Annotated in this window: 8 protein-coding genes; 5 read left to right on the top strand and 3 right to left on the bottom strand. The window is 73.1% G+C overall.

Annotated elements, in window-relative coordinates:
* Positions 1–208: 208 nt before the first annotated feature.
* Entirely contained in the window at positions 209–856 is a 648-nt protein-coding gene (locus tag ACFV0Q_RS04025; RefSeq protein WP_385000061.1) for a TetR family transcriptional regulator, read from the bottom strand.
* A gap of 227 nt (positions 857–1,083) precedes the next feature.
* On the opposite strand from ACFV0Q_RS04025, the gene ACFV0Q_RS04020 reads away from it, so the two are divergent.
* The 3 genes from ACFV0Q_RS04020 to ACFV0Q_RS04010 all read left to right on the top strand — a co-directional run bounded on the left by ACFV0Q_RS04020 (position 1,084) and on the right by ACFV0Q_RS04010 (position 4,320).
* A complete protein-coding gene (locus ACFV0Q_RS04020) occupies positions 1,084–2,406 on the top strand; it encodes a glycosyltransferase family 4 protein (protein WP_385000059.1) in 1,323 nt (440 codons plus the stop codon).
* 85 nt (positions 2,407–2,491) lie between these two features.
* Positions 2,492–3,226 carry a class I SAM-dependent methyltransferase gene (locus ACFV0Q_RS04015; RefSeq protein ID WP_385000056.1) on the top strand — a complete coding sequence of 245 codons (735 nt, stop codon included), beginning with the start codon at positions 2,492–2,494 and terminating at the stop codon, positions 3,224–3,226.
* Positions 3,223–4,320 (top strand): prenyltransferase/squalene oxidase repeat-containing protein, encoded by a 1,098-nt coding sequence (locus ACFV0Q_RS04010; RefSeq protein ID WP_385000053.1) that lies wholly within the window; start codon positions 3,223–3,225, stop codon positions 4,318–4,320. Before ACFV0Q_RS04015 ends, ACFV0Q_RS04010 begins: the two co-directional genes overlap by 4 nt.
* Before the next feature lie 52 nt (positions 4,321–4,372).
* Here ACFV0Q_RS04010 and ACFV0Q_RS04005 read toward each other — a convergent pair whose 3' ends face one another.
* Entirely contained in the window at positions 4,373–4,687 is a 315-nt protein-coding gene (locus ACFV0Q_RS04005; RefSeq protein ID WP_385000050.1) for a hypothetical protein, read from the bottom strand.
* 150 nt (positions 4,688–4,837) lie between these two features.
* Here ACFV0Q_RS04005 and ACFV0Q_RS04000 point away from each other — a divergent pair, with 150 nt between their 5' ends.
* Together ACFV0Q_RS04000 and ACFV0Q_RS03995 are read left to right on the top strand one after the other, a co-directional pair.
* Complete coding sequence (locus tag ACFV0Q_RS04000; RefSeq protein ID WP_385000047.1) at positions 4,838–5,473, top strand: hypothetical protein; 636 nt, start codon at positions 4,838–4,840, stop codon at positions 5,471–5,473.
* A 98-nt stretch (positions 5,474–5,571) separates the two neighbouring features.
* Positions 5,572–5,961, top strand: a complete 390-nt coding sequence (locus ACFV0Q_RS03995; RefSeq protein ID WP_385000044.1) for a hypothetical protein — start codon at positions 5,572–5,574, stop codon at positions 5,959–5,961.
* On the opposite strand, the gene ACFV0Q_RS03990 is transcribed toward ACFV0Q_RS03995, so the two are convergent.
* On the bottom strand, positions 5,958–6,968 hold the full coding sequence (locus tag ACFV0Q_RS03990) for an LLM class F420-dependent oxidoreductase (RefSeq protein ID WP_385000041.1): 1,011 nt from the start codon (positions 6,966–6,968) through the stop codon (positions 5,958–5,960). The genes ACFV0Q_RS03995 and ACFV0Q_RS03990 overlap by 4 nt on opposite strands.
* Between the last annotated feature and the right edge of the window lie 12 nt (positions 6,969–6,980).

Raw genomic sequence — 6,980 nt, 5'->3', positions numbered from 1 at the left:
GGTTTCCCCGACTGTCTTCTTTTTTCCGTGGCGGCACGGTCTGTCAAGGGTGGCCGAAGGCCATCGCGAAGCGACGCGACCGCAGGGAGCGCCCTTGACAGGGCGGCCCGACACGGAAGGACGATGAGACTGACGGGAAACCCCCAAACCTTCTCTGATGCGGATCAGCTGGAACCCCGCCGACCCCCGACCCCGCCCTACAGCACAATCAGGACTTTCCCGGGGACGTCAGGTCGATGAGCCGGCAGACCGTCTCGATGTCGATCTTGACCTGGGCGATCGAGGCGCGGCCCGAGAGCCAGGTGATCAGGGCCGAGTGCCAGGTGTGTTCGATGACGCGGACCGCCGAGAGCTGTTCCGCCGTCGGCGGGGCCTCCAGGCCCATCGCGTCCAGGATGATGGCCGTGGTCAGGCGGGAGACCGTGTCGACCTCCGGGCTGACGCTGCGGTCGGCGAAGGTCAGCGCGCGGACCATGGCGTCGGCCAGGTGCGGTTCGCGCTGGAGGGCGCGGAAGGCGCGCATCAGGGTCTCCGCGACGCGCGCGGCCGGCTCCTCGCCCGCCGGGGGGCGTTTGCGGAGCGTCGTGTGCATGTGCTGGAGCTGGTCCTGCATGGTGGCCACCAGCAGGTGCACCTTGGAGGGGAAGTACCGGTACAGGGTGCCCAGCGCGACGCTCGACAGCTCCGCGACCTCGCGCATCTGGACCGCGTCGAAGCCGCCCCGGCTGGCCAGCTGCGCGCTGGCGTGCAGGATGCGGCGGCGGCGGGCCTCCTGGCGTTCCGTCAGGGGAGGGGACGCCGGTGTGGTCGCCGGTGTGGTCGCCGGCTTCGCGACCGCCTTCGCTTCCGCTGTCATGTGTCCCGTTCCTGGCGTTCCGTGTCGTTGCGGGGAGCTGCTTCCGGGATGGTCCGGAGCCAGCATGTCAGGCGTCCGAGCCGTGGCGCGAATCACCTGCTCCGCCTCTTACGGTGTGGTTTCCGGCCGGTAGATTCAATGGTCTTCAACGGATCAAGTCTGAAACTTGTTCTACATTATCCGAGCGGTTACGCTCCGGCGAAAGTGCAGGGAGAAGGGGGCCGAGAGTGACCGCAGAGGCCATGGTGACGAGCCCTTTCGTGGGTTCCGCCACCGACGGCGACCGCCCGTTGCGCATCGCACTCCTCACCTATAAGGGGAACCCGTTCTGCGGCGGTCAGGGCGTCTACGTCCGCCACCTCTCGCGCGAGCTCGTGAAGCTGGGCCACTCCGTCGAGGTCATCGGAGCGCAGCCCTACCCGGTGCTCGACACCGGCGCCACGCTCACCGAGCTGCCGAGCCTGGACCTGTACCGCAGCCCCGACCCGTTCCGTACTCCCAAGCGCGACGAGTACCGGGACTGGATCGACGCCGTCGAGGTCGCCACCATGTGGACCGGCGGCTTCCCCGAGCCGCTGACCTTCTCGCTCCGCGCCCGGCGCCACCTGCGCGCGCGGGCCGGTGAGTTCGATGTCGTCCACGACAACCAGACCCTCGGCTACGGCCTGTTGGGCGATGTCGGCGCCCCCCTGGTGACGACGATCCACCACCCCATCACCGTCGACCGGGGGCTCGACCTCGCCGCCGCGAAGGACCGCAAGAAGCGGCTCTCCGTGCGCCGTTGGTACGGCTTCACGCGCATGCAGGGCCGCGTCGCCCGCCGCCTGCCCTCCGTGCTGACGGTCTCTGGCTCCTCCCAGCAGGAGATCGCCGAGCACCTCGGCGTGCGCGACGAGCGCATCCACGTCGTGCACATCGGCGCCGACACCGACCTCTGGTCGCCCGACGCCTCCGTGGCCGAGGTGCCCGGACGGATCGTCACGACCTCCAGCGCCGACGTCCCGCTCAAGGGCCTCGTCCACCTCGTCGAGGCGCTCGCGAAGCTCCGTACCGAGCGGCCCGACGCCCACGTCGTCGTCGTCGGCAAGCGCGCCGAGAGCGGACCGGTCGCCCGCGCGATCGAGAAGTACGACCTCCAGGACGCGGTGCGCTTCGTCAAGGGCATCACCGACGCCGAGCTCGTCGACCTCGTGCGCAGTGCCGAGGTCGCCTGCGTGCCCTCCCTCTACGAAGGCTTCTCGCTCCCGGCGGCCGAGGCCATGGCCACCGGCACCCCGCTGGTCGCCACCACCGGCGGGGCCATCCCCGAGGTGGCCGGCCCCGACGGCGAGACCTGCCTGGCCGTGCCGCCCGGCGACGCGGGGGCGCTGGCCGCCGCGCTGGGCCGGCTGCTGGGCGACGCCGGGCTGCGCGCCCGCCTCGGCGCCGCCGGACGGGAGCGGGTCCTGGCCCGGTTCACCTGGGCCAAGGCCGCCGAGGGCACGGTCCGGCACTACAGAGCCGCGATCGAGCAGGCCGAGGCCGCCCGCGGCCGCCGCGCCGCGCGGTGACCTGCCGACGCCGCCGAACGCCCCCGCTCCTCCCCCGTCCCATGCGCAACACCCTTCACCCCCGCGACCGCGAAGGCAGGACCCCGTGCTGACCGTCGATTTCTCCCGGTTCCCGCTCGCCGCAGGCGACCGCGTACTCGACCTGGGCTGCGGCGCAGGCCGGCACGCCTTCGAGTGCTACCGGCGCGGCGCCCAGGTGGTCGCCGTCGACCGCAACGGCGAGGAGATCCGCGAGGTCGCCAAGTGGTTCGCCGCCATGAAGGAGGCCGGTGAGGCCCCCGTCGGGGCCACCGCCACCGCCATGGAGGGCGACGCCCTCGCCCTGCCCTTCCCCGACGAGTCCTTCGACGTCGTCATCATCTCCGAGGTGATGGAGCACATCCCCGACGACAAGGGCGTCCTCGCCGAGATGGTCCGCGTCCTCAAGCCCGGCGGCCGCATCGCCATCACCGTGCCCCGCTACGGCCCGGAGAAGATCTGCTGGGCGCTCTCCGACGCCTACCACGAGGTCGAGGGCGGCCACATCCGCATCTACAAGGCGGACGAGCTGCTCGGCAAGATGGAGTCCGCCGGCCTCAAGCCGTACGGCACCCATCACGCGCACGGGCTGCACTCCCCGTACTGGTGGCTCAAGTGCGCCTTCGGCGTCGACAACGACAAGGCGCTCCCGGTCAAGGCGTACCACAAGCTCCTGGTCTGGGACATCATGAAGAAGCCCCTCGCGACCCGCCTCGCCGAGCAGGCCCTCAACCCGGTCATCGGCAAGAGCTTCGTGGCGTACGCGACCAAGCCGCACCTCCCCGTCGGCGCGGCCCAGTGAGCTCGCCCGGGCGCACCGTGCCCGAGGTACCCGAACACCTCGTCCTCGACGGCGTCCTGACCGCCGGGGAGGCCGCCGCCACCGTCGCCGGGATCCTCGCCGCGCAGCGCGCCGACGGGGCCATCCCCTGGTTCCGCGGCCACCACCTCGACCCGTGGGACCACACCGAGGCCGCGATGGCCCTCGACGCGGCGGGCGAGCACGAGGCCGCGGAGCGGGCGTACGACTGGCTGGTCCGCCACCAGAACGAGGACGGCTCCTGGTACGCCGCCTACGCGGACCGGCCCGAGGGCGTGGACACCGACGGGCCGCAGGACGCGAGCCGGGAGTCCAACTTCGTCGCGTACATAGCCGTCGGCGTCTGGCACCACTACCTCGCCACCGGCGACGACCCCTTCCTGGACCGGATGTGGCCCGCGGTGTACGCGGCCGTCCAGTTCGTCCTCGGCCTCCAGCAGCCGGGCGGCGAGATCGGCTGGAAGCGGGAGGCCGACGGCGGCGCCGTCACCGACGCCCTGCTGACGGGCTCCTCCTCCATCCACCAGGCCCTGCGCTGCGCCCTGGCCATCGCCGACCACCGGGGCGACCCGCAGCCCGACTGGGAGCTGGCGACGGGCGCGCTCGCGCACGCCGTGCGCCACCACCCGGAGCGGTTCCTCGACAAGTCCCGCTACTCGATGGACTGGTACTACCCCGTGCTCGGCGGCGCCCTGTCCGGGCCGGAGGCGAAGGCCCGCCTGGAGGAGCGCTGGGACGAGTTCGTCGTCCCGGACCTCGGGGTGCGGTGCGTGCTGCCGAACCCGTGGGTGACGGGCGGGGAGTCCTGCGAGCTGGCGCTGACCCTGTGGGTGATGGGCGAGTCCGACCGGGCGCTGGAGATCCTGCGCTCGATCGGGCACCTGCGCGCCGAGAACGGCATGTACTGGACGGGCTACGTCTTCGAGGACCGGGCGGTGTGGCCGGTGGAGCAGACGACCTGGACGGCGGGCTCCCTGCTGCTCGCGGTGGCGGCGCTGGGCGGGGACGAGGCCACGGGCGAGGTGTTCGGCGGGCTCGCGCTGCCGCGCGGCCTGGAACCGGACTGCTGCCGCTGAGCCGGCCTGCCCGGACCGCCGCCGCCACGGCGGCGGCCCGGGGGCCGGTGGTTCAGCGCCGGGCGAGGCGGCCGGCCACGGCGTGGCCGACGAGCAGGTAGACCACGGCCGCCAGGCCGTAGCCGACGACCACCTGCACCCAGGCGCGGTCGAAGGTGAACAGGTCGTAGGACCAGCCGGCCAGCCAGTCGGCGGCGTCGTGCACGAAGGAGACCAGGGCGTTGCCCTGGTTGGCGTCCAGCAGCCACAGCGCGATCCACAGGACGATCAGCAAGGCGGCGGCGTCCGCCACCAGGACGACGGCCCTGGCCACCGGATTGCCGTCGCGGGCGGTCACGCGGGCGTGTGCTCGGGTGTAGGGGGACATGTCCCGCGTCTTGCCGCACCGGCGCGGGCCAAACCCCGCGGGGCCGAACGGGCCGGGCCGGGCGCACCGAACCCGAACGGGTCGCCCAAGTGGTGCGGCCGCCGGGCCGGGGTGAGGCTGCGGGGGACACCTCAGTCCCCGGAGGCAACCGTGTCCGTACCCACGACCGTCCGATTCCGCCGCGCCCTGACGGCGGTGGTCCTGTCCACCGCGCTGCTGGCCGGCGCCACCGCCTGTGGTGGCGGCGACCAGGGCCGGCAGGAGGAGATCTCCTCGGCCGCCGCGGCCGAGCTGGCCGTCCTCGTGGCCGCCGAGCCGGCGGCCGCGGAGGAGGACGAGCTGGCCGCGGCGACGCCCTCGCCCAGCACGCCCGCCGAGAAGCAGAAGTTCGCCAAGACCCGCTTCGTGGCCAACGCCGGTCTCGCGGCCGGGGCGACGTACCAGTGGATCATCAAGCCGTACCAGGCGGGCAAGTTCAAGAAAGGCGCGAAGGGCCGTACTTTTGCGCTCATCAAGGCGGGCCTCGCGGGCGCCTTCGCGTACAACCGGCTGAAGGCCGCCGCCGAGAACGCCAAGGGCGACCCGCTGCTGTCGAAGGCGATCGGTCCGCTGACGGCGGGCATCGAGTCCCTCAAGGGCCTCGGCTCCAAGCTCCGCAAGGGCCAGGCGGGCGACGCCGACATCAGCTCCTTCCAGAACGTCATCAACGGCGTGAAGGAGGCGGGCCAGAACGCGGGCGCGACGGTCACCGACAAGGTCCCGAGCCTCTCCCAGCTGGGCGGATAGCCCCGCCCGACGGCACCGTGCACCCGCCCACCGGACTCCGGTGGGCGGGTTCCGGCCGTCCTGGCCCGTTTCGGTCCCGGCCTGTTTCAATGGCCGGTGTGATCGAGTTCCTGTTGTTCGCCCTCGCGGCCGCCGGCGCCGGCTGGCTGCTGCGCCGCAAGCACCGCCAGAGGCAGGAGGGCGGCTCCCCCGCCGGGATCCCGTGCATGGCCCGCCGCCCGGCGGGCGAGGGCCGCTGGCGGACCGGCCGGGTCCACGTCGACCAGGGCGCTCCCCGCTGGCAGCCCGGCCGGGGCCCCGCCGTCCCCCTGACCGGAGCCCGCGCCACCGCCCTGCGCCCGCCCTCCGTCCGGGAGGGGATCTCCATCAACCCCGGCTCCCGGATCGTGGCCTGCGCCCTGGAGGACGGCGGGACGATGGAGATCGCGGTGATGCCGCTGGACGTCCGCGAGCTGCTGGAAGCGGTGCCGCGGGCCGAGGCCGCCTAGGAGTTCAGTTCCGCCAGTACGCGCAGGGTGTGCGGGTCGGGGGCGGTCACGAGGAGGTCGGTGACGGGCCCCTCGCGCCACAGCTCCAGCCGCTCCGCGATCCGCTCGCGCGGGCCGACCAGCGAGATCTCGTCGGCGAACGCGTCCGGGACGGCGAGCACCGCCTCCTCCTTGCGCCCGGCGAGGAACAGCTCCTGGATGCGCCGGGCCTCCTCCTCGTAGCCCATCCGCCCCATGAGGTCGGCGTGGAAGTTGCGGGCCGCGTGGCCCATGCCCCCGATGTAGAAGCCCAGCATGGCCTTGACGGGGAGCAGCCCCTCGGCGACGTCCTCGCAGACCTTGGCCCGGGCCATCGGGGCGATCATGAACCCCTCGGGGAGGCCGGCCAGCGAGGCCCGGTAGACGTCGGTGCGGGTCGGCGACCAGTACAGCGGCAGCCAGCCGTCCGCGATCCGGGTGGTCTGGGCGATGTTCTTCGGCCCCTCCGCGCCCAGCAGCAGCGGCAGGTCCGCGCGGAGCGGGTGGGTGATCGGCTTGAGGGGTTTGCCGAGGCCGGTGCCGTCCTCGCCGCGGTACGGGTGGGCGTGGAAGCGGCCGTCGAGGGCGACGGGGCCCTCGCGGCGCAGCACCTGGCGGATGACGTCGACGTACTCGCGGGTCGCGGTGAGCGGGCTCGCGGGGAAGGGGCGCCCGTACCAGCCCTCCACCACCTGCGGCCCGGACAGGCCGAGGCCGAGCATCATCCGGCCGCCGGAGAGGTGGTCCAGGGTGAGGGCGTGCATGGCGGTGGCGGTGGGGGTGCGGGCGGCCATCTGGGCGATGGCGGTGCCGAGGCGGATGCGCGAGGTGTGCGCGGCGATCCAGGTGAGGGGGGTGAAGGCGTCGGAGCCCCAGGCCTCGGCGGTCCACACCGAGTCGTAGCCGAGCCGTTCGGCCTCGGTGGCGAGGTCGAGGTGGGCGGGGCCGGGGCCGCGGCCCCAGTAGCCGAGTGCGAGTCCGAGGCGCATGGGGGTCCCTCC

This window comes from Streptomyces sp. NPDC059564 (genome assembly GCF_042735575.1).
GTDB lineage: Bacteria > Actinomycetota > Actinomycetes > Streptomycetales > Streptomycetaceae > Streptomyces.
The sequence above is the reverse complement of the archived record's forward strand: the minus strand, read 5'-3'. Positions and strand labels throughout refer to the sequence as shown.